At 60.6% G+C, this 22,337-nt stretch carries 17 protein-coding genes; 7 read left to right on the top strand and 10 right to left on the bottom strand.

The annotated features are described in order from the left end of the window. Positions 1–35: 35 nt before the first annotated feature. Positions 36–1,526, bottom strand: a complete 1,491-nt coding sequence (locus MRX98_RS01365) for a dihydrolipoyl dehydrogenase family protein (protein WP_246902354.1) — start codon at positions 1,524–1,526, stop codon at positions 36–38. Here MRX98_RS01365 and MRX98_RS01360 point away from each other — a divergent pair. The 3 genes from MRX98_RS01360 to MRX98_RS01350 all read left to right on the top strand — a co-directional run bounded on the left by MRX98_RS01360 (position 1,525) and on the right by MRX98_RS01350 (position 7,474). Beyond that, the gene (locus MRX98_RS01360; RefSeq protein WP_246902352.1) at positions 1,525–1,701 is read left to right on the top strand and encodes a hypothetical protein; all 177 of its coding nucleotides are present in this window, start codon (positions 1,525–1,527) and stop codon (positions 1,699–1,701) included. The two genes, MRX98_RS01365 and MRX98_RS01360, sit on opposite strands and share 2 nt — an antisense overlap. Next, positions 1,695–3,776: a 3-hydroxyacyl-CoA dehydrogenase NAD-binding domain-containing protein gene (locus tag MRX98_RS01355; protein ID WP_246902350.1), complete on the top strand. Its 2,082-nt coding sequence runs from the start codon at positions 1,695–1,697 to the stop codon at positions 3,774–3,776. The genes MRX98_RS01360 and MRX98_RS01355 overlap by 7 nt, the downstream gene beginning before the upstream one ends. 227 nt (positions 3,777–4,003) lie before the next feature. Then, entirely contained in the window at positions 4,004–7,474 is a 3,471-nt protein-coding gene (locus tag MRX98_RS01350; RefSeq protein ID WP_246902348.1) for a fused MFS/spermidine synthase, read from the top strand. Positions 7,475–7,645: 171 nt separating this feature from the next. Here the strand turns inward: MRX98_RS01350 and MRX98_RS01345 are convergent, their stop codons facing one another. The 5 genes from MRX98_RS01345 to MRX98_RS01325 all read right to left on the bottom strand — a co-directional run bounded on the left by MRX98_RS01345 (position 7,646) and on the right by MRX98_RS01325 (position 13,636). After that, positions 7,646–8,485: a poly(ethylene terephthalate) hydrolase family protein gene (locus MRX98_RS01345; protein ID WP_246902346.1), complete on the bottom strand. Its 840-nt coding sequence runs from the start codon at positions 8,483–8,485 to the stop codon at positions 7,646–7,648. Positions 8,486–9,031: 546 nt separating this feature from the next. Beyond that, a complete protein-coding gene (locus tag MRX98_RS01340; RefSeq protein WP_246902344.1) occupies positions 9,032–9,856 on the bottom strand; it encodes a poly(ethylene terephthalate) hydrolase family protein in 825 nt (274 codons plus the stop codon). A gap of 443 nt (positions 9,857–10,299) precedes the next feature. Beyond that, complete coding sequence (locus tag MRX98_RS01335; protein WP_246902342.1) at positions 10,300–10,941, bottom strand: QsdR family transcriptional regulator; 642 nt, start codon at positions 10,939–10,941, stop codon at positions 10,300–10,302. 253 nt (positions 10,942–11,194) lie between these two features. After that, positions 11,195–12,283, bottom strand: coding sequence for a flavin monoamine oxidase family protein (locus MRX98_RS01330; protein ID WP_246902341.1), 1,089 nt, complete (start codon positions 12,281–12,283; stop codon positions 11,195–11,197). A gap of 186 nt (positions 12,284–12,469) precedes the next feature. Continuing rightward, complete coding sequence (locus MRX98_RS01325; RefSeq protein WP_246902339.1) at positions 12,470–13,636, bottom strand: linear amide C-N hydrolase; 1,167 nt, start codon at positions 13,634–13,636, stop codon at positions 12,470–12,472. Positions 13,637–13,879: 243 nt separating this feature from the next. On the opposite strand from MRX98_RS01325, the gene MRX98_RS01320 reads away from it, so the two are divergent. Together MRX98_RS01320 and MRX98_RS01315 are read left to right on the top strand one after the other, a co-directional pair. Further along, positions 13,880–14,392 (top strand): DinB family protein, encoded by a 513-nt coding sequence (locus MRX98_RS01320; protein ID WP_246902337.1) that lies wholly within the window; start codon positions 13,880–13,882, stop codon positions 14,390–14,392. A 348-nt stretch (positions 14,393–14,740) separates the two neighbouring features. Further along, positions 14,741–15,751 (top strand): zinc-dependent alcohol dehydrogenase, encoded by a 1,011-nt coding sequence (locus MRX98_RS01315; RefSeq protein WP_246902336.1) that lies wholly within the window; start codon positions 14,741–14,743, stop codon positions 15,749–15,751. A 33-nt stretch (positions 15,752–15,784) separates the two neighbouring features. On the opposite strand, the gene MRX98_RS01310 is transcribed toward MRX98_RS01315, so the two are convergent. Then, entirely contained in the window at positions 15,785–16,411 is a 627-nt protein-coding gene (locus tag MRX98_RS01310) for a TetR/AcrR family transcriptional regulator (RefSeq protein ID WP_246902335.1), read from the bottom strand. Positions 16,412–16,582: 171 nt separating this feature from the next. Here MRX98_RS01310 and MRX98_RS01305 point away from each other — a divergent pair, with 171 nt between their 5' ends. Together MRX98_RS01305 and MRX98_RS01300 are read left to right on the top strand one after the other, a co-directional pair. Continuing rightward, the gene (locus MRX98_RS01305) at positions 16,583–18,541 is read left to right on the top strand and encodes an oxidoreductase (protein WP_246902334.1); all 1,959 of its coding nucleotides are present in this window, start codon (positions 16,583–16,585) and stop codon (positions 18,539–18,541) included. Positions 18,542–18,604: 63 nt separating this feature from the next. Then, positions 18,605–19,402, top strand: a complete 798-nt coding sequence (locus MRX98_RS01300) for an SDR family NAD(P)-dependent oxidoreductase (protein WP_246902333.1) — start codon at positions 18,605–18,607, stop codon at positions 19,400–19,402. 97 nt (positions 19,403–19,499) lie between these two features. Here MRX98_RS01300 and menA read toward each other — a convergent pair whose 3' ends face one another. The 3 genes from menA to MRX98_RS01285 all read right to left on the bottom strand — a co-directional run bounded on the left by menA (position 19,500) and on the right by MRX98_RS01285 (position 22,228). After that, a complete protein-coding gene (gene menA, locus MRX98_RS01295; RefSeq protein ID WP_246902332.1) occupies positions 19,500–20,423 on the bottom strand; it encodes a 1,4-dihydroxy-2-naphthoate octaprenyltransferase in 924 nt (307 codons plus the stop codon). Continuing rightward, positions 20,420–21,304, bottom strand: coding sequence for a bile acid:sodium symporter family protein (locus MRX98_RS01290; protein WP_246902331.1), 885 nt, complete (start codon positions 21,302–21,304; stop codon positions 20,420–20,422). The genes menA and MRX98_RS01290 overlap by 4 nt, the downstream gene beginning before the upstream one ends. A gap of 225 nt (positions 21,305–21,529) precedes the next feature. Further along, the gene (locus tag MRX98_RS01285; RefSeq protein ID WP_343217719.1) at positions 21,530–22,228 is read right to left on the bottom strand and encodes a type 1 glutamine amidotransferase; all 699 of its coding nucleotides are present in this window, start codon (positions 22,226–22,228) and stop codon (positions 21,530–21,532) included. Between the last annotated feature and the right edge of the window lie 109 nt (positions 22,229–22,337).

Below are 22,337 nucleotides of genomic sequence, written 5' to 3'. Positions count from 1 at the left end.
TTGGTTGAGTTTGTTGGGTTGTTGGGTCGTTGGGTTCAGGGGGTGGGGTGCCAGCGGCGGATGGTGAGGTGGTCGGGGAAGGCTTCGGGTTTGTAGATCGATTTGCCCATGAGCAGCCGCAGGCACTCCTGGATCACTTCGGACATGGTGGGATGGGGAAACATGGAGCCCACCACCTCCCGCACATCCATGTCCTGGTCGATGAGCAGGGCGATGGTCATGATGGTGCTGGAGACCTGGGGGCCGGCGGCCCGCATTCCCAGGATTTTCTGCTGATCGTCGTCGCTGACGATGATTTTGACGAAGCCGCGGGTGGCGCGCATGGCGATGGCGCGGGGCAGCAGCGCATTGGTGTAGGTGGCCACACGATAGGTCAGTCCCCGCTGCCGGCACCCCTTTTCGTTCAGTCCGACGGCCGCCACGGCGGGATTGAAGAACATCACGGTGGACATGTTGGGAAAGCTCAAGGGTCGGGTGGGCAGGCGAAACATGTGCTTGACCGCGTGCCGACTCTCCATCACCGCCATGTTGACCAGTGCGGGGCGGTGGGTGACGTCGCCGGCGGCGTAGATGCGTCCCCGCACACGGCAGTCGGCGTCGCAATCGAGGAAGCCGGCCGCATCGGGAACGATCCCTGCCGACGCCAGACCGAGGCCCCGGGTGTTGGGGTCGCGGCCGATGGAGATCAGGACCGCGTCCACCGCCACCACCGTTTCATTGCCGTCGGCGAAATCGAGGGCCACTTCCAGGTGGTCGCTGTTTTGGTCGATGTCCCGCAGACGGGCCGAGTGAAGGATGGTGACACCGCTGTGTTCCAGGTTGCGGCTGACAAAGGCGCTCACATCGGTGTCCTCGTAAGGCAGGATCATCTCCTGGTGGTCCACCAGAAACACCTTGGTTTGGCCGAAATTGGAGAAGATGGTGGCGTACTCGCATCCGGTCACCCCCGCGCCGATGATCATCAGCCGCGGTGGGAAACGCTGGAGGTCCAGTATGCCGTCCGAATCGAAGATCCGTTGCTGGTCCACGGGGATGTGGGCGAAGCGGCGCGGTTTGGATCCGGTGACGATGAGGATGTTGTCGGCCCGGATCTCCCGTTCGGTGCCGTCGTTGAGCGCTATAGCGACCCGGTCGTCCCCCGCCAGGCGGCCCCGCCCCTGCAGGTAGGCGATGCTGCCCGGTGCCGTGCGCCGGCCTTCGGCGAAGACGGCCAGCTGCCGGCGCATTTGTTGCTGCTTCTCTTCGATGGCCGTCATTACCGTTGCGCGTACAGCCGAATAGGACACTTGCAAGTCGCGGCAGCGGTAGCCGCGATCCCGCTTGGCCGCCACGGCGTAATCCTTTGCCAGCTCCCACATGGTTTTAGAGGCCAGGGCACCCCACTTGACGCCGGTCCCGCCGATTTCATCCGCTTCGATCAGGCAGACCCGCCGCCCGGCGTCCACGGCCCGCATGGCGCCGGCGAACCCACCGGGTCCGGCGCCGATGATGCACAGGTCGAAAGGGGCGAAAGGAGCGGTCGACATGGCGCTGTTTCCTCAATTCATGGATGGACATCCGCGCCAAGGTGTGATTATACAAAGGCGCGAACTGTTCCTTGTGTTGGAAAATCCCGCGGTTGTTCCGTTGCCCGCAGGGTCTCTTATTTCATTTTTCATTGCCGAACACTATATGTCGAAAAAGGAGGAGGATCAATGGTAGCCATCACGGAAGCTGTGTCATTGGAAAAACAGGGAGAGATCGGTCTGCTTTGGATCGACAACCCGCCGGTGAACGCCCTGGGATATCCGGTGCGCAAAGGTATGGCCGACGGCATCGCCATGGCCATGGGTGACGCTGAAATCAAGGCCATCGTGGTGATTTGCAAGGGACGTACGTTTTGTGCCGGCGCGGATATTCGCGAATTCGGCAAGCCGCCCAAGGCGCCCCATTTGCCTGACGTGTTGACCGTCTTCGACGAATGCACCAAGCCGGTGGTGGCCGCCATTCACGGGACGGCCTTCGGCGGCGGTCTGGAAACCGCCCTGAGTTCCCACTTCCGGGTAGCTGTGCCTACGGCCCAGTTCGGGTTGCCCGAAGTCAAGCTCGGCCTGCTACCGGGCGCCGGCGGTACCCAGCGGCTGCCGCGGCTGATCGGTCCGGAAAAGGCGTTGCCCATGATCGCCACGGGCAATCCTGTCGGTACCGCCAAGGCTCTTAAAGAGGGATTGATCGACGAGATTGTGGAGGGGGATCTGGCCGAAGGGGCCGTGGCCTTCGCCCGCAAGGTGCTTGCGGAAAATCGCCCTTTGCGCCAAGTCAGCGCCATGAACGAGAAGGTGGAAGCAGCCCGCGGCAAGCCGGAAATTTTCAGCGAATACCGCAAGGTGATCGCCAAGACCAAGCGGGGCTTCGAAGCGCCCGAGGCGTGCGTCAAGGCGGTGGAAGCGGCGGTGCACAAGCCGTTTGCCGAGGGCTTGGCCTATGAGCGCCAGCTGTTCACCGAATTGATGAGCGGCTCCCAGTCCGCCGCCCAGCGCTACTATTTCTTCGCCGAGCGTCAAGTGGCCAAGATCCCCGACATCCCCGCGGAAACGCCCCAGCTGGACATCAAGAGAGTGGGCATCATCGGTGCCGGCACCATGGGCGGCGGCATTACCATGAACTTCGTCAACGTCGGCATTCCCGTGACCCTGATGGAGTCCAAGCAGGAGTTTCTGGACCGCGGTCTGGCCACCATTCGCAAAAACTATGAAATCACTGCTTCCAAAGGCAAGATGACCGCCGAGGAGGTGGAAAAGCGCATGGGGCTGATCACCGGCACCCTGGCCATGGAGGACCTGGCCGACGTGGACCTGGTGATCGAGGCGGTCTATGAAAACATGGACCTGAAGAAGGAGATCTTCGCCAAGTTGGACGGCATCTGTAAAAAGGATGCCATTTTGGCCACCAACACCTCATATCTGGATGTCAACGAGATCGCCGCCCAGACCAAGCGGCCCGAATCGGTGCTCGGACTTCACTTTTTCAGCCCGGCCAACGTGATGCGGTTGCTGGAGGTGGTGCGCGCGGAGAAGACCTCCAAGATCGTCCTGGCCACGGCCTTGGCCCTGGCCAAGAAGATCAAGAAAATCGCCGTGGTGGTGGGGGTTTGCTACGGGTTCGCCGGCAACCGCATGTTCGCCCAGCGCCGTCGCGAGAGCGAGAAGCTGATCCTGGAAGGGGCCCTGCCGTCCCAGGTGGACAAGGTGGTGTACGAATTCGGTTTCCCCATGGGGCCCTTTCAGCTGTACGACCTGATCGGCAACGATCTGGGATGGAGCAAGGAGAACTCCACCGGCTCCACCATTCGCGAGTTGCTGTGTGAGCAGGGCCGCTTCGGCCTCAAGGCCGGCAAGGGATTCTACAATTACGAACAAGGGGGGCGCAAACCGCTGCCCGCGCCGGAAGTGGACCAGCTGATCATCGACTTTTCCCAAAAGAAGGGCTTCGATCGCCGGGATATTTCCGATGAAGAGATTCTGCAACGCTGCGTTTACCCCATTATCAATGAAGGGGCCAAGATCCTGGAGGAGAAGATCGCCGTCCGGCCCAGCGATCTGGATGTGATCTGGATCAACGGCTACGGCTGGCCGCTCTATCGCGGCGGCCCCATGTTTTATGCGGACCTGGTCGGCCTGGACAAGATCCTGGCGGTCATGAAAGATTTCCAAGCCAAGTACGGGGATGACTTCAAGCCCGCCGCGCTGCTCGAGCAATTGGTTAAAGAGGGCAAAGGCTTCAAGGATCTGAACTAATCACCCGTCGTTCGCCGGCGGGCGGCCTTGCGGTGGATGCAGGGCCGCCTTGCCGACGGGCGTTCCGACCGGCCAAGCCGCGCTGTGTGGAAACAGGCTTCCGCTCGCGGCAAAACAGATCGGCGCACATCCCAATCTGATGGCGCAACACACCCGGCAGGGTGGGTTCGCCCCCCTGCCCCCAATCGACAGGGTTTCCGCCTCGGGCGGTGCCTTGTTGCGGGTAGATGATGAAACCAACAACCGTCCCACGCCATCCGACCCACCGTTTGGCAGGGTTCATCCTGCTCTGCTTCTTTTTATCCGGACTCACCGGCCTGGTTTACCAGATTGTCTGGATGCGCCTGCTTTCACGGGTGATCGGCGGTGCGCCCTTTGCCGTCGCTGCCATTTTGACGGTTTTCATGGGGGGGCTCGGTGTGGGCAGCTACATCGCCGCCCGCCACAGCGACCGCTTTCAAGGCTTGCAGTTGGTGCGGGCCTACGGTTTGCTGGAGTTGACCGTCGGTCTTTACGCGCTGTTGGTACCCTTGCTGCTGATGCTTTCCAAGGGGATGTACGGCTTGCTATACCACCACCTGTATGCCGCCCATACCCTCTGGTACAATTTTTTCCTGTTCGTCGGGGCCGCCTTGATCCTGGGCTTGCCCACCATCTGCATGGGCGCCACTTTACCTGTGCTGTGCCATTTCTATGTGGATCGTTTGAACACTCTGGGGGCCCACGCCGGAAGGCTGTACGGGATCAACACCCTTGGAGCGGCCCTGGGGGCGTTGTTGTGCGGCTTCTGGATGCTCAATGTCTTGGGGGTGTGGGGCACCATGCTGAGCGCCATCGCCCTCAACTGCGCCATCGGCTTGGCCTGTCTGGCACTGGCGCCGGCTTCGGCGGACGCGGCGCGGCCCAAAACGGCGCGGCCGGATCGGTCACCGCCTGCAAGGCCGGCACCCCAAACCACCGCCGCGCCCGCCGCCTATCCGCCGGTCGTCCTGCGCGGGGCCTTGATCCTTTTCATGGTTTCGGGGTTTTGCGCCATGGCCTACGAGGTGCTGTGGACCAAGTTGCTGGGCCTGATCGTAGGTCCCACCACTTACTCTTTCACCATTGTGCTGGTGACCTTCATCGTGGGGTTGGCCCTGGGCAATCTGGTCTTCGGACGCCTGGCCGATCGCAGTCGCGATGCCGCGGCGTTGCTGGTGGGCAGCCAGATCGTGGCCGCCCTTTGTGCTTTGGGCATCAGTCAACTGCTCGGCGACAGCCAGCTCTTTTTCGCCAAACTGATCCATCTTTTCGGCGACCAGTTCGCCCTGCTTTCCCTGTTCAAGGCCCTGGTGCTGTTCGGTTTCATGGTATTGCCCACTTTCTTTCTGGGCGCCACTTTCCCCCTGGTGGCCAAAATTTACACCCGCTCCCTGGATCGCGTGGGGCGCTCGATCGGCGTGGCTTACACCATCAACACCATCGGCTGCGTGCTGGGCAGTTTTGCCGCCGGCTTTCTGCTGATTCCCCTGGTGGGCAAGGAGAACGGCCTGCGTCTGGTGATCGGCCTGCAACTGCTTTCCTCTTTGACGGTGGGGGCGCTTTTGTTCCACCGGCAGCGCAAGCCCCTGACCCGCTGGGCGGCGCTGGCCGCGGCCCTGGCGGCCGGCACGGTGCTGTGCATCGCCTATCCCGACTGGAATCGCCACCTGCTGGCCACCGGCAAATACCACCGCTTGGACGAAACCCCGGGTGTGGTGGAAACCATCGAAGACACCGGCTGGCTGCGGGCCCTGTTTGACGGCGCCCGCCGACTGGGCGCCACCGAAAAGGGAGAGTTGATCTATTACGGGGACGGCATCGGCGGATTCACTACGGTGTTGGAGTATCCCGGCCCCTTCGGCGAAGTCGAACGGTCCATGGCCAACAGCGGCAAAATGGATGCCTCGTCGCGGGGCGACATGAAGACCCAAACCCTGCTGGCCCATTTTCCCATGCTGTTCGCCCGATCACCGGAGAAGGTGATGGTGCTGGGCCTGGCCAGCGGGGTGACCGCCGGCGAAGTGCTCCACTATCCTGTGACGCAACTGGATGTGGTCGACATCAACGACCGAGTCTTCGAAGCCAGCCGTTTGTTTGCCCAGTGGAACAACAATGTCCTGGAAGACCCCCGCACCCGGGCCATCGTTCAGGACGCCATGGCCCACCTGGCTTTGACCCGCACCCGCTATGATGTAATCATCTCCGAACCTTCCAACCCCTGGATGGCCGGCATGGCCGCCCTGTTCACCCGCGATTTTTTCGAGCTGGCAAGGCGCCGGTTGACCGAAGGGGGCCTCTACGTGCAGTGGTTTCACTGTTACCAGATGGACTGGCCCACCTTCGCCCTGATCGGCCGCACCTTTGCCCAGGTGTTTCCCAACAGTGTGCTGGTATCCTGCGAACCGGGCGGATTGTCCAAAGACTTCTTGTTTGTCGGCATCAAAGGCGAGAATGGGTTGGCATGGGACCGGGCCCGGGAGAGCCACCGGCATGCCCGGCAATCGGATCAGATCGCCTTGGCCGAACCGGAATTGTTCAAACGGTTGCTGGTGGCCGAAGATCTCGGTCGGTTGTTCGGGGAGGGGCCGGTCAATACCGACGACCGCCCCTTGCTCGAGTACGTTGCACCCAAACTGATGCACCACGGCCAGGCCACCCAGCAGGCCCTGTTGCGTCAACTGGCCCATCGCGCATGGCTCAGCCCCGAGACCCTGCAAGCGGTGCGGCAGCTCGTTCAGTCCGTGGATACCCAAATCGATTTTGCCGCCTACGCCTTGTCCGTTCACGCCCCGTTTCCGGGAATGGTGGATTTGGACCGAGCCGACCCGGACCAGCGTATGCGTTACGAAGCGCTGTTGGCCGACTATTGCGCCGCCAACCCGATGGATTTCGATTTGATCGGCGATCCCGCGATGGTCCGACGCCTGCAGCATGTGCAGATCGCCGCCATCGAAGAAAAATTGCCTCGAATGACCCATCCCGCACCGGCCCATGCCTATCTGGCATGGCTGTTGGGCGAGCAGGGACAATTGGCTGCTGCCATTGACCACTATCGTCAGGCCTTGGCGTCGGATCCGGACGATGCCCAAATCCACAACGATCTTGGCTTTCTGCTGATGGAAACGGGTGCGTTGGCGGCGGCCGAGGACCATTTCGAGAGCGCCATCCGCTTGCGGCCGCGGTTTCTATTGGCCATGGGCAACATGGCCTTCGCACTGTCGGCGCAGGAGCGGCTGGACGAAGCGCTTCACTATTTTCGCGAAACCCTGCGGGTACAGCCCGATATCGCCGAATCCCACTACCATGTGGGTCGCATTCTACAGCGCCTGGAGCGCTTGGCCGAGGCCGTCGACCATCTGCATCAGGCGGTCCGCCTGGCGCCCGATATGGCCGACGCCCACGAGCTTTTGGCGCAATTGTTGGCCGAAGCTGCCGACAATCGCCTGCGGGACCCCCTGGTCGCTTTGGGCCACGCCCGTCGGGCATCCGCCCTGACCGGTCATCGGGATCCGGGCAAATTGACCACATTGGCCTTTGTATATGCCGCAGCCAACCGTTCGACAGAAGCCCAACAGGCCGCCGGTCAGGCATTGGCCCATGCACGGGCCACAGGCAATGCCACATTGTTGGCCCGGATCGAGGGGCGCCTCCGATCTTTAGGGTTTGCGCTTCAATAGCATCGGGATCATTCCGCTGGTACACACCCGTTGGGTTGCCAACAACAAAAAGAAGCCCTTCCGATTGGGAAGGGCTTCTTTTTGTGTGGCCGCGCAACCGCGGTGTATGTTGCTTTATTGTTTTAGTGCAACAAATGCCACGGGGGTCCCAGTTCACCTCAGGTGCTTTGATTAATCGCAGCCGCTGTTGTCACCGTTGTCGCCGTTGTCACCGCCCGTACCCGGATCGAACTGGTAGTCGGTCATGCCGCTGCCCGGCCCCTGGCTGAAGACGTTGTAGGCACCATCGTTGTCTTCCAGGTAGAATTGCAGCCAGGCACGGATGAAGTCGGTTTCGCTGCCCAGGGTGCGCCTGCTGTTCCAATAGAAATGGCTCTCGCCGCGCATGGAGGCGTACAATTTGGGCACGCCTGCCGGCAGGCTGCGGTAGGCGCCCGAACCCATGGAGGCAGGCGCAATGGTGTCCGCGGTGCCGGTCAGGATCATGGTAGCGGCACTGTGATTGCGGGTGGGGCTGGGGGACCAGGGCGCCAGTGCGACACAGGTGCCGACCTGGTTGCCCAGCGCGGAGGCCACGTTGATCACAGCGCCGCCGCCCTTGGAGTAACCGATGATGCCGCGCTTGCCGATTTTCCCGTAGATGGGGCTTCGGCTGCTGCTGTTTTCGCTTTGCAGCAGGTCCAGACCGCCACGGTGAGACCGTTCATAGCCGCCCACGGTCATGTTGTCGCTGGCGCTGACGGCAATGACCACCATGCCGGCTTCGGCCAGGGGTTCGGCCAGCCAGTACATGCCCTCTTTGGAGCCGCCCATGCCGCTGGACAGGGTGGTGGCGCCCACATTGCTCAACTGGGCGATGTTGCCCGGATAGAACACCCGCGCGGAACTGATGCCACTGCCGCTGCGGATGTCATAGGTCTGCACGCCGGAGCCGGAGGGCTCACAGGCGGTGAACATGAAGAGGCAGCCAAGTGCCAGCAAGAGGACCAGTATTTTTCTATAAGCTTTCATCATTTTCTCCCTGTTTTTGCATTTAACGTTGTCATTCGATTCACTACCGTACAAAGACCATAAACCCATGATCGACACAGTAGAATGGTTGGATTTCACCTCCTTGGCTTGCAGGTTGTGCGGCCGGTGGGCAACGGTGCACAGGTCACCTTTGCGCAGAGGCCGGTGTTTATTGCCGACGTGTGCGAATCATGGAACACCTCGGCACAAACAGAAAATGAAGATGGATCATAAATTTGACAGCCTGATAAGGATATAGACGGCGACTGCTTTTATCGCAATTGGGGAATACCTTAATCAAGGCTGCGAAAAGCCTATTTTAGTTGTCCGGGACGCAGGCGAGGTGGAAGGGATCCGTCGGCGGGCGGGGTTGGAAAAGGTGGGCGGGGCGCCCTTGGTCAAGAAGGGGTGCCCCGCCACGGTTCGAACCAACGGTGGCCGGAGGTGGCCGTTGTGATGCGAAGCGTAACCTTGAACGGATGAATTGGCGCCGCTACGGCAGCATGGAGCCACACGCTGGGTGTTTGCAAACAGATGGTCGTTGGACTAATCGCAACCGGAGCCGCCGTTGCCGCCACTGCCGTCACCCGGATCGAACTGGTAGTCCGTCATACCGCTGCCCGGCCCCTGGCTGAAGACATTGTAGGCACCATCGTTGTCTTCCAGGTAGTATTGCAGCCAGGCGCGGATGAAGTCGGTCTCACTGCCCAGGCGCGAACGCATGTTCCAATAGAAATGGCCTTCACCGCGCATGGAGGCGTACAATTTGGGCACGCCCGCCGGCAGACCGCGGTAGGCGCCCGAACCCATGTAGGCCGGGGCAATGGCGTCGGTGGTACCGGTCAGGATCATGGTGGCCGCACTGTGATTGCGGGTGGGGCTGGGGGACCAGGGGGCCAGGGCCACGCAGGTGCCGACCTGGTTGCCCAATGCCGATGCCACATTGATCACCGCACCGCCGCCCTTGGAGTATCCGATGATGCCGCGTTGACCCAGCTTGCCGTAGATGGGGCTGCGGCTGTTGGCGTTTTCGCTTTGCAGCAGATCCAGGCCGCCGCGATGCGCCCGTTCATAACCGCCCACGGTCTGGTTGTTGCTGGCGCTGACGGCGATGACCACCATACCGGCTTCGGCCAGGGGTTCGGCCAACCAGTACATGCCCTCTTTGGAGCCGCCCATGCCGCTGGACAGGGTGGTGGCGCCCACATTGTTCAACTGGTCGATGTTGCCCGGATAGAAGACCCGCGCGGAGCTGATGCCGCTGCCGCTGCGGATGTCATAGGTCTGTACGCCGGAGGGCTCACAGGCGGTGAAAAGGAAAAGTGTGCAGATGGCCAGCAGCACTACCGTTAGATTCCTGAAAGTTTTCATCGAATTCCTCCATACAAGGATTGGTTGTTAAAAAGGTTGTTGGATCGGCGGTTCCAATGGTCGATAAACCATTGTGGTCCAATACCACGGCGTTCCGCTATCACCCCCTTTGCATTGAAGATTGAGCAGCTTGTCTTCGAGGCCGCCGGCTTTGACCCGTGTGGGTGGCCGATCGATGCAAATGGAAAATTGATCCACTGTAAGCCGGACTGGAAAAGTGTTCGATATCGACCCGAATCGCCTTTAGCACCATTCGTACACAGTCTACCGGCTGTTGACAATCGGGGAATCCCTAAATTTGATCCTCGCAAAACCTAATTCGGACGGGGTCTATTGTTCGATAATATCGAATATGGGTCGGATGGAACACAACAACAGGTAAGGCTGAAGGGGGTTCGGTGGACGCGTAGGAGGGGGCGGGCGGCGGTTCTGATGCGTTTTGCTTATTCGGTTTGGGGGTCAGGCGCGGAGGGCGACCGGCCGGATAGCAGCATGCGGATCAGCGCGCAGGCCTTCTCGATGGCCGGCGATCCGCCGCTGATGGTGTTGGAGTAAATGAGGCCCTGGTTGGCCAGGATGAAAAATTCGGCCAACTCTTCGGGGGGGGCGGAAAGGTGCAGATGGCCTTGTGCTTCCTGTTGACGCAAATGATCAGCGGTCAGGGACACGATCAGCTTGCTCACGGCGCTGTTTGTGTTGGTCAGGATGCGAAAGGCGTAATTGGTTTCGTTTTGAATGAATTTCTGCAGTGCCGGAAAGGAGAGAAGGGTGGTCATGAAGTGGCGGTGCACACCCACCACGTGGCCGACGCCATGCCCCGGCGTGGCTGCAATGGCCTGTTCGAAAGTCGGCTTGATCAATGAACAGAAGATTTCGTCGAGTAGCAGATCTTTGCTCCCGACCCAGCGATAGACGGTACCCCGACTGACGTTCAATTTTTTGGCCAATTCGCCGATGCTGATATGTTTGCCTTGCAGATAAAGTTTTCGCGCAAGTTTGAACACATCAATGGGTGTGGCTCGCGGTTGCTTATCCTTGGCAAGGGCGATGGCGAGGGGCGTCGGTTTGGTGGTCGATTTTTTCAAGGATACATCTTTGCAATTGAGTCTCGATTTTTGCGGCCATTATGCCAAGTTGGCGGGATGTTGTCAATGGTGAGGGTGACGGTGCTCAAGGCCTGTTCCAGCCGGAGAGGTCCCTTGCACTGCCTCGGTCGCCTATGTTTTCCATGGGTTGTTGTGATCGAGCAGCCCGTTCTGGTGTTTGAGGGAAAAGCGTTTGAATTCATGATCGTGAAGTTTGCGCCCACACCAAATATAGGTTCGCCTCCTCCAATATCTATTGTGATTGGATCGCTGCCGTAGCCGCCCGTTCGGCACTGGACAGTGCGCCCTCAAGATAACCGCCGAAATCATCCGCCGTTTCCGTGCCGGCAAAATGCAACCGGCCGCCCCATATGCTGGTGTTTCCGGAGGGTGGATGGAACTCGGGATGGTTGTGGGCAGATCGCAGGTCATACTCGGTTGCGGTGAATGCCTCCTGCGCCCAATCCTGGTAAAACACCTTGGCCGGCTGTGCGGCCGAGGGACCGTAAAGCAGGGCCAGTTGGGCCAGGCCGGCCTGGATGATGGCCTCTCTGTTTGTGCGCCGCAATGCCGGGATGCCGACAAAGCCGGTCAACCCGTACGGCCTGCCGGTATCGCTGGATGCGTCATGGATTTCCGCCAGAGGGCCGCTCCTGCTGAACCCTTGGCCGGATAGGCCCATTTTCCGCCAATCCGCCGCATCGTACAAGGCAAAAAATTTGGCATGGCCCGCCATCCAGGTACTGGCTTTCAACATCGCCTGGGTAAGATCGTAGGGCAGATCGGGTGTGAACCAAACGGTGCGTGCCGCGAGCCGGGGCGGCATGGCAAGAATTACACGGGCGGCCGTCAGGCGGCATCGGGGCGCCTGGTCATGATGCCCCACGGTGACGCGAACGCCATCGTCCAGGCGTTCGATTTCGCAGACCGGATGGTCCAACCGGATGACATCTTGGGGAATCCGGCTGCAAAGGCCCTCAACCAGGGAGGCCATGCCGCCGCTTAAGCGCCATCCGGGCGGATTCATCGGATACCCGGCAATGGTTTCCACTTGGCCGTTTTTGGCCTGCAGTCGGCCCCGGCCGTTTTCAAATTGCGGATATCCTTTAAGGCCCAGGGCCTGTATCAGTGCGCAAACCCGCGGGTTGATCATGGGCCAGTACCAGGATGGTCCCAGATCGGTGAAAAAGCCATGGTGCTCGGGACTCGAAATTCTGCCCCCGGCACGGGGCCGGGCTTCGAGCACCACCAACGATTTTGTCTTCTCAGCCAGCAGCGCGGCCGCATATATCCCGCTGAGGCCGCCGCCGACGATGATGGTGTCCACTGCTTCCGAATGCATCTTGGCTTGGCGTCCTCGCTGTTTCAGGGGCCTATGGCAAAGCCGGGTTCATTTTTGGTTTATAAGCAATTCCATAACCGCATAAGCGATTTTCATGGTCGACGTCCATGTCTGCTTTCATCGTCTCTTGCTTCCACACGGGTATTGAACAAAAGCCGCGCTCGCGGAAATGTGCAGTGCAGTGGATCAGTGAAGTTCTCGCGTCAGGTCCTCGATGTCCTGGGCCCGGTTTTTGTCCACCGGTATGCCGCGCTTGGTCCCTTTTGTGAAATCGATCTTTTTCAAATCGATCTTGCGCACTCTTCGGTTGAACATCGTATGGTAATACATGGTCAGGTTGCCGGTATCCATCACAACCGTCCACTGCGTGGCCGATGGAAGGCTTGCGGCCGTCGATTGATCCGAACCCTCGGACTGTGCGGGCGGCACATTGAAGTTGTCGAGGATGCGGAAAGATTCCAGCACGGTAGCTGGGCCGTTGTTTGTGTCACGGGCAAATTGGGTGAACACCGCCGCCCTTACAAATCTTGAAGGCGCCGTGAAATCGCCCGGCAAACCGATAAACCCTGAGCCCCCGGCCAGCGGGCTGATTTTCAGATCACCCCATTGTGTGTTCGGGAAGGGTTTCGGCGATAAAAAACCGTAGTTGCGCAGGTTGGTCAAATGCCAGTCAAAGGTCGGATTGTTGGTTATCACACCCACTGGATTGTCGAAAAAGACCGGTTTTCCGTTTTTGAATTCCACGACCATGCTATTTCCGCCGGGCGCGCTGAGCATCATATGAATGGGCGCGGGAATGCCAAAATCAGAGTCGACAACCGGTACCACCGTGACCTGCGACAATCCCTCCCTTACCTCTTCCAATGTGGCAAAACTGGAAAGGATGTAATTCAGCACATCATTCGGAGATAAATATTTTGCTGTCCGGCCGGCGTCGTATTCGGCATATTCCGCAAATCCATGGTGGTAGAACATGCCCCCGGACAGACCCTTCTCGTTCATCCCATCGGAAACCGCCTTGCCCAGTACTTCCATACCGGCAAAACCATACTTCGCCTTCCAGGCAAGACCTTGCCCGCCGTCGGGTGTAGGCGAGGAAAACGTTGTTCCCCTGGGAATTACCGCCACCCGGGTTTGCATATCGAAGCTGCCCCACTCCATGGTTCGACCCCGAACAACCGTTCCGTCCCCGGCCCGCAATTGAATGCCGGTGCAGGCTGCGGCGGAAGCTGCCGTGAAGATCAGCAGGCAGACAACCATTCCGGTCATCGCCACCCATTGTTTGCCTTGGAACCGATACATTAAGCCTCCTATTGAATTGCTGTTGCAGATCTGCCTGGCGGCAAAATCCATATGGATGAAAACCTTGGAATCCTGCCACACACAAGGAGACCATCGCAAGATCAAAATGGTTCAGGGTAAGAAATCTGCCTGATTTCGCAGGGCAACACCGACGCCGCAATTGATGGTGTTTTCTGCGCGGCCATGCGGGAAAAGGATTGAAGGCAGCGGGAATAGCAGCTAAAATCCGAATTCGCTGCACAACGAAGCGAATCGAACGATATGAATTGCGACGCCTTGAACCAAGGAGGAATAATGGAACTGCAGCGTTACATCGGTATCGAGCTGTCCGGCTTGAAGAGGGCGCAGGATCGCGTGCTCGAGGGGCTGACCCAGGCGGAGCTGGCCTGGCGGCCGGCTTCGGGCTGCAACCCCATCGGGTTGATCTTGTTTCACATGGCGCGCACCGAGGACGCCTTGATGCAGCGGATGCTCCAGCAGAAGGCCCTGATCTGGCATTCAGAAAAGTGGTACGAGAAACTCGGCCTCGCGGAAGATGAGGAAGGATCCCACTATACCGCCGACCAGGTCAACGCTTTTCCCATGCCGGCACTGGCCGACATCCTGAGCTATGCCGACGCCGTGCGGGCCAAGACCAAGGAAAAATTGCGCAGCATGCCGGTCGAGGCCTTCAATGAGAAGGTCACCTTTCCGAATTTCGGCGAGATGCCTGTGGGGGCGCTTTTCTCTTTCATGATCGCCCATGCCGCCGAGCACATCGGGGAGATATCTTACTTGCGGGGCATGCAGCGCGGCATGGACAAGTAGTGCCGGTTGGGCTGTGTTCCTGGGCAGCCGCCGGATGTCACATTTTGGGAACCATATGCGGATTTGCACAAAGCCCAAGTGGGATTGGCAGCGGACGCAAGCAGTTTCGGGATCGAAATCGAATCAGTTCCGTTTTTCGCCTTGGTTCCACGCGATTTCGATTTCGATTTCCAATGGAGAAAGCCCCCAACCTTGGGTTTTGTAAGTAATCGCAAAACCCTATTGACAACGAACCGCACATATATAACAACGTTCGTTGTAAACACGGGGTTGCCATCGCCGACAGCGCTTTGAAATCGGACCTGTTCGACGATCTCTACCTCAACCGATTCTAAGGAGGCCCATGCCATGAAAGCCGCCGTGATGCGCGGAGCGAAAGAGATTCGGACGGAAACCGTGCCGGACCCGGTGCTCGAACCCCACGGGGTGATCATCAAGGTCAAGGCCTGCGGCATTTGCGGGTCCGATCTGCATGTGTACAAGCGCGACGAACAGGGCACCATTTTCGGACATGAGTTCAGCGGGGATGTGGTGGCGGTGGGTGCGCAAGTCAAGGGGATCACGCCGGGCATGCGCGTGACCGCCGTGGGGTTCAAACCCTGCGGCAAATGTTTCTGGTGCGCACGGGGCAAAGGCCACCGCTGCTCGAACATGGCGCTGCTGGGTTATCAGTTTCCCGGCGCCATGGCCGAGTACGTGCACATCCCCTTCGCTGCCATCGGGCGGACGGTTTTTCCCCTGCCCGATGAGTTGACCTATGAAGAGGCGGCTTCGGTGGAACCCCTATCGATCTCCTATTTTTCGGTCAACCGGGCCCAGCCCAAGCCGGATGAAAGCGTCGCCGTTCTGGGACTCGGGGTGATCGGCCTGTATGCTGTTCAGGTGCTGAAAAGTTTTGGTGTGGCCCGAATCCTGGCCGGCGGCAGGCGGGATGCACGGTTGCGGGCCGCCACGGAATGCGGCGCCGACGAAGTGATCGATGCCGCCGTCCAGGATGCCGCCGCGGCGGTGATGGACGCCACCGGTGAAATGGGTGTCAATACGGTGGTGGAGTGCGCCGGAGTGCAGGCCACTTTCGATCAGGCGGTGACCATGGCCCGCGGCGGCGGCAAAATCATGCTGGTGGGTATTTTCGAACAGCCGCTGACCTGGGACCCCATGGCGGTGATTGCCAAGAACATTTCCCTGATCGGGTGTCTGGGCGGGAACTTTCCGGCTGCCATCGAGTTGCTCAGGAGCCGCAAGGTGAGCGCAAAACCCCTGATCACCCATCGCTTCACCCTGGACCAGGCCGCCGAAGCGTTCCGTACCCAGCTCCAGGATCCGGACGCCATCAAGGTAATGTTCACCATGGATTGAACGACGCCCGGCGCTGCCCTGCGAAGGAAAGGGTCAAACGGTGATGGCGCCCATGATGTGGGCTTCCACCCTTTGAATGAGCGCTTCTTTGGAAATGTGCTTCAAGTTCCAGCTGCGCAATGGAAAAAAGGAGAGTTCGTAGGCGATCATGTCGGCCGTGAAGGCGGGGTCTTCCATGACGAAGATCTTCTTTTCAACCCCCTTCCTCAAGATCGCTTCGATCTCGCGGATGAAGCCGTTTTCGCGGATCAGAATCTCCTTGCGCAACATTTTGGGCAACTGCTTGGATTCTCTGTAAAGCAGCAGCACTTCCTCTTTGTAGCGGAAGGAAAAGCGCATCATCTCGCGGATCACGGCCCTGAGCTGTTGCGCCGGGTCCTCCAGCCCCATGATCGCAGGGTTTTCGAACACACTGCTTTCCGGTCGGTGAATCATTTCAAAGACCCGGAAAAGAATCTCTTCCTTGCTCTCGATGAAATAATAAAGGTTGCTCAAGTCGATGCCGGTGGCCTTGGAGATTTCCCGCATGGAGGTTTGCGCATACCCCTTTTGCGCGAACAGCTTTGCGGCCTTCTCGATGATCTGCGTGCGTCGCTTTTGATACACGCCGCTTTTTTCGGCCGCCGCGCAATCGCCGTTCCCCGCTATTTTTTTTCTCATGGGGACCCCATCCTTTGGGAATCGGACAGCACCGGAATCTCAGACACGCCGTTGGTCCATCGCAATGTGCAAGTTTGTTGACATGCCACGTTTTTTGTATAACAACGTACGTTGTAATTGTCCACACGCAAATTCAGCCTTGAACAACCTTGCCTAGTCGGAGATGAAAACATGAAAACACTCGAACATTTGCTGACGCCGATCCGGATCAAATCATTGGAAATCGCCAATCGGGTCGTGATGCCGCCCATGGGCACCGGCCTGGGCAACAACGACGGCACGGTCAGCGAGGCCAATCTGGCCTATCTGCGGCGCCGCGCCCGCAGTGGCGCCGGGCTTTACATCACCGAGATCACCGAGATCGATCCGCTGGGCGCGGTGACCCCCTCCTGCCTGGCCATCTGGGACGACAAGTTCATTCCCGGCCTGCGCCAAATGGCGGACATCGTTCATGCGGCCGGCGGCAAAATCGCCATGCAGCTGCACCACTGCGGCCGCGAAAGCCTGTATCAGACGCGCAAGAAGACGGCGGTGGCTCCTTCGGCCTTGGGCAGTTTTATGTTCGGCTTCATCGCCACCCCGCGCGAAATGACGATCGAGGAGATCCAACAAACCATCCGCGCCTTCGGCGATGGCGCCCGTCGGGCCAAGGCGGCGGGGTTCGATGCCGTGGAGCTGCACGGGGCCCACGGGTATCTTCTCATGCAGTTTCTCTCCGCCTTTTCCAATCAGCGCACCGATGCCTACGGCGGGGATTTCCATGCCCGCTCCCGCTTCATGCGCGAATGTCTGGCGGAGGTGCGGCGGCAGGTGGGCGAAGACTTTCCCATCTCGCTGCGCATTTCCGGCGAGGAGGGCCTGCAGGGTGGCTACACCATCGAGGACATGCTGACCATCATCCCTGATCTGGTGGCGGCCGGCGCCGACCTGTTGCATGTCTCCTTCGGCACCCACGGCCGCGCCGACAAGTACATCGACACGCCCAATCCCAGCGCGCCCATCGAGTACGAACCGGGATTCAAGGCCCACCTGGCCCGCAAGATCAAGGCGGTGGCCGGCGTGCCGGTCATCACCGTCGGCCGTTACACCGATCCCTTCCTCATGGATGAGGTGATCGCCCGCGGCGATGCCGATCTCGTGGCCGTCGGCCGCCAACACCTGGCGGACCCCGACTTTTTGATTAACGCTCGCGAGGGCCGCCCGGAAGAGACCTTCGAATGTCTGGCCTGCAACCAGGGCTGCATCGAGCGTGAAGCATTGGAGGGCAAGCCGGTCCGCTGCGCCATCAACGTGGAAACGGGACAGGAGTTGATCTATCCCACCCAAACGGCGCAAACGCCCCGCAGGGTCTGGGTGATCGGCGGCGGACCGGCCGGCCTGACCGCCGCCGATGAAGCCGCCCGCCTGGGCCACAAGGTCACCCTTTTCGAAAAGGAGGCGCAGATCGGGGGGCAGATCCGCTACGCGGAAAACGCACCCCACAAATCGGCTTACGGCAAGTGGGTCCGCACCCTGGCGGCTCGTGCCGCCAAAAGGGGGGTGGAAGTGCACACCGCTACGGAAGTGACCGAGGCGATGATCAATCAGGGCGATCCCGAGGTGGTCATCCTGGCCAGCGGCGCGGACAAGGCCGATTGCCCGGCGCAGGGCATCACCATGTCGGTGGTTTGTGACGCCTGGCAGATCCTCAACGGAGAGGTGGCGCCCCGGGATGATGCGGTCGTCATCGGCGGCGGCCTGATGGGCATGGAGACCGCCGATTTTCTCTGCCAGCAGGGAATCCGCAATGTGACCCTCGTGGAAATGCAAGCCAAACCGCCGGTACGGCCGATTTCCGCCCACGGCACCATGCTGCACCGCCGCCTGGCTGCCGCCGGCGCCCGCTTGATGTTCGGCACCACGGTGGAGCGGATCGAAGAAGGGGCCGTGATCGTCTCCACCGGCGGGGAAGAACAACGGCTGGCGCCGGTGGGCCAGGTGATCGTGGCGGTAGGGGTCACGCCGCGCCAGGCCCTCAAGGAGATCCTGGTGCGCAAAGGCATCCGCCATTTCGTGATCGGCGACGCCCGGGAACCGCGCCGCATCATCGAAGCCACCACCGAAGGGGCCGATGCCGCCTGGCAGATTTAGGGGCAAGGCACTGACCGGTTGTGCAATCAATGCTCCCATCAAGCAAAAAAGGAGAAGGTTGGGATGATCACCCTGGAAATGACAGACCGAGTGACTCTGGTGACCGGCGCCGGCGGCGGCATCGGCGGCGGCATCGCCAATGTGTTCGCACAGGCGGGCGCCAAGGTGTACGCCGCCGACCTGGAATGGGAGGACGCGCAGGCCACAGCCGCTCCGTTGCTAAGCGAGGGCTTTGCCGTGGAAGCGGTTGAACTGGATGTCACCCGCAAGGATCGGATTGCCGCGCTCGTGGAACGCATCGTGGAAAAGGACGGCAAAATCGATCATCTGATCAACAGTGCCGGCATCATGGTGAGCAAGCCCTACATGGAAACCACCGACGACGAGTTCCGCAAAATATTGGAAGTCAACCTGGTCGGTGTGAACAACTGCTGCCAGGCGGTCCTCAAACAGATGATCCCGCGCCGCCAAGGCAAAATCGTGAACGTCCTGTCGGCCTCCTCGCGAATGGGCAGCGACTTCTTCTCCCACTACTCAGCCTCGAAATTCGGGCTCATGGGCCTGACCCAGAGCATCGGACTGGCGGCCGCGCGTCACAACATCAATGTCAACGGCATCTGTCCGGGGGTCGTCATCACCCGCTTGGGCGAAAAGCAGGGCGGTAGACTGATCCAGCAAATGGCCCGATACTCCGGCAAGGACGAAGCTCTGTTACAGGAAAACGTGCGCAAATCCATTCCCCTGCGCCGTTTTCAAAGCGGTGAAGACATCGGCCACACGGCCCTTTTCCTGTGCTCGGATCTGGCGGCCAACATCACCTGCCAGGCCATCAATGTCTGCGGCGGAATGCGCATGAATTAGGCGGCATCGAGAATCGAGGGGACGCTGTTTCATTGTTGACTAGTTGTCACTTCAACATGCCAAGAACCATTTCAGTCACTACGATCCCGATTCCGCTTTAACCACTGCTTGGATAGAACGGTTGGTGCAGAAGGGCGGCGATGACCAGACAGGTCAGCAGCGCCCAGCGCCCCGTGCGCGCCAGGACTTTGTTGAGCTCGGCCGACCGGGGCGTAAAGTGCATGGCCCGCAGCAGGGGCAGGCTCAGGGGGGCCAGTGCCAGGCTCGCCCACAGCGCCCGATGGACGGTGGTCAAGGCCAGGGGCGTGACCGTCAGGTTGCCCAGGAGCAACAGTCCCATGGCCAGCCGGCGCGCACGGTCTTCGCCCAGGCATACGGCCAGGGTCTGTTTGCCGGCGCGGCGGTCGCCGGTGATGTCGCGCAGGTTGTTGACCGCCATGATCGCTGCGGCGTGCAACCCCGGCACGAACCCGGCGCACCAGGCCGCGGGCGTGGTTGTGCCTGTCAGCGTCGCGTAAGTTCCCGTGCAGGCCACCGGCCCGAAAAACACCAGTGCCGCCACCTCGCCCATGCCGATGCGGGAAAGGGGCCAGGGACCGGCGGTGTAGGCCAGGGCCGCCACCATGCAGACCGCGCCGAGCAGCAACAGCCACCAGCCGGTCTGTGCCACGGCGTACATGCCGGCGGCCGCGGCCAGCGCCATGCACAACATCAACCCCGCAAGTACCTGGCGCCGGGAAAGCAGGCCGCTTTGGGTCACGCGGATGGGCCCCAGGCGGTCGGTGCCGTCCACCCCGCTGCGGGCGTCGCCGTAATCGTTGGCCAAGTTGGCGGCGATCTGCAGCAACCCGGCCACGGCAAGGCAGGCGAAAGCGAGATCGACGGGAGCCGTTGACTGGTAGGCCGCCAGCGCCCAGCCAAGAAGCACCGGGGCCATGGAGGCCGGCAAGGTCAGCGGGCGGATGGCCAGCCACCAGGCCGCCGCTGAGCCGGGACGGATTTGTCCAAGGTCGAAGTTCATCCGCGGCACCCGTACAGCATGCCGAGCTTGGGTGCCCGGTGGCGCAACCATGCCAGGTAGCCCAGCAGTACGCCATTCATGGTGACCGCATAAACCACCGCGGGGATCGCGTAAGCTCCGTCGGCCAGCAGAAACGGACTGGCGGCGACGGCCATCGCCTGGGCCGCGTTCTGCATCCCCACTTCGATTAGAATGGCCCGCCGGGCCGTCTCCCGCAGGCGTCCCGCCCACCCCAGAAAGGCGCCCAGCGCCATGGTGGCGGCGATGAGCAGGAGCGTGGCCAGGGCCACCGTGGTCACGCCGGCCAGCAGCACCGCTCTTTGCTGCACCATGAAGATGGCGATCATCACCAGCAGTAGCGGCAGGGCGGCTTTGCGCAGCAGGTCGCCCCACCGGTCGGCCAACTTCGCGCGCCGGGTCCGCAGCAGCATCCCCGCGCCGATGGGCAGCAAGATGGTGACTGCGTTCTGGCCGAGCACCGGTCCCAGGGGCAGGCGTAACCCCGCATCGGTGGTCATCCAGTGTCCCATGGCCAGGTTCACCACCATCGGGATGGTCAACACGGTCATCACGCTGGTGACGGCGGTCAGACTGACCGACAGCGCCACATCCCCCCGTGCCAGCATGGTGAAGGCATTGCTGCTGGCACCGCCGGGACAGGCCGCCAACAGCACCAGCCCCACGGCTAAAACAGGCGGCAAGCCCAGCAGCGCGGCCACCAGGAAGGCCACCAGGGGCAAACCGAACATCTGGGCCGTCAACCCGATCAGCGCCGCCCGCGGTCCTCGCACGACCCGTGCAAAATCCGCGGGCCGCAGGTCCAGCCCGAGGGAAAACATCAACAACATCAAGATGGGGACGATCAACAGCAGAATATTCATGGGGTTCTTCCACGGGCCCTTGACCACGGCCCGGGCGGCGGACAAGGGGCGCCGCCCTCGGCAAGGCGATGGACCGGATCGACAATGTGTTGGATAGGCATGGTCACGAATTCAGGTTCACGGGGCGGGACTATAGCGCAAACCGTGGTGCCGCCGCAACAATGGCGCCGGAGGGCATCGTTGATCCGGCCGCATTGCCTATCGAGCCATGGATGATAGCGCCGCTTACCCATCGCTTCGCACCAGATAAGCAAGGATACGGCCCATCAGGCCGTTCATGGCGGTGTAACGATCCGGGCCTGCCGATGATAGCAGCGCTTCGGCGGTCTGTACATATTTCGATGGCACCAATTCGTCGCCACAATGGGCAACCAGTTCCGTCACCAGGGCCGGCGTTGTCTCAAGATGAAACTGCAATCCAAGGACCCGCTTGCCGAGCTGAAAGGCCTGGTTCTCGCAACCTTGGCTGGTTGCGAGCCGTATCGCGCCCGGCGGCAAATCAAATGTCTCTCCGTGCCAATGAAACACCGTCTGGGAGGGTGGGAAAGCAAAGCGGTCGCCTGCCGTCGGATGGACCCCCTGGACGGGAAACCAGCCGATCTCTTTTTCACGATTGGGATAGACTTTGGCGCCCATGGCGTTTGCGATGACCTGAGCGCCCAGGCATATGCCCAGGACAGGTTTTTCGGCGGCGATCACCGCGCGAACAAAATGTTTTTCCAAAGCAAGCCAGGGGAATTGGTCTTCATCGTTCACACTCATCGGGCCGCCCATGATGACGAGCAGATCGATCTCCTCGGCCTTCGGCACATCCATGGCTTCGAAAAAGCGGGTATGGGTCCGCCGGTACCCGTTGGATTCAAGCCAAGGTGCAATACAGCCGGGCCCTTCAAAAGGGACGTGTTGCAAACAGTGTGCGCGCATTCTTTTGCCCATATCGAGTGCCGATTGTCGGGTGCCATGCAAGCCGGCATTGCACCCTTATCGGCTTCTTCGCGATGACCATGGAAAGGGATTGCGGCTGGGGCATGGG

The organism is Desulfatitalea alkaliphila, assembly GCF_022968795.1.
GTDB classification, from domain to species: domain Bacteria; phylum Desulfobacterota; class Desulfobacteria; order Desulfobacterales; family Desulfosarcinaceae; genus Desulfatitalea; species Desulfatitalea alkaliphila.
This window is presented reverse-complemented; position numbering and strand designations above follow the sequence as displayed.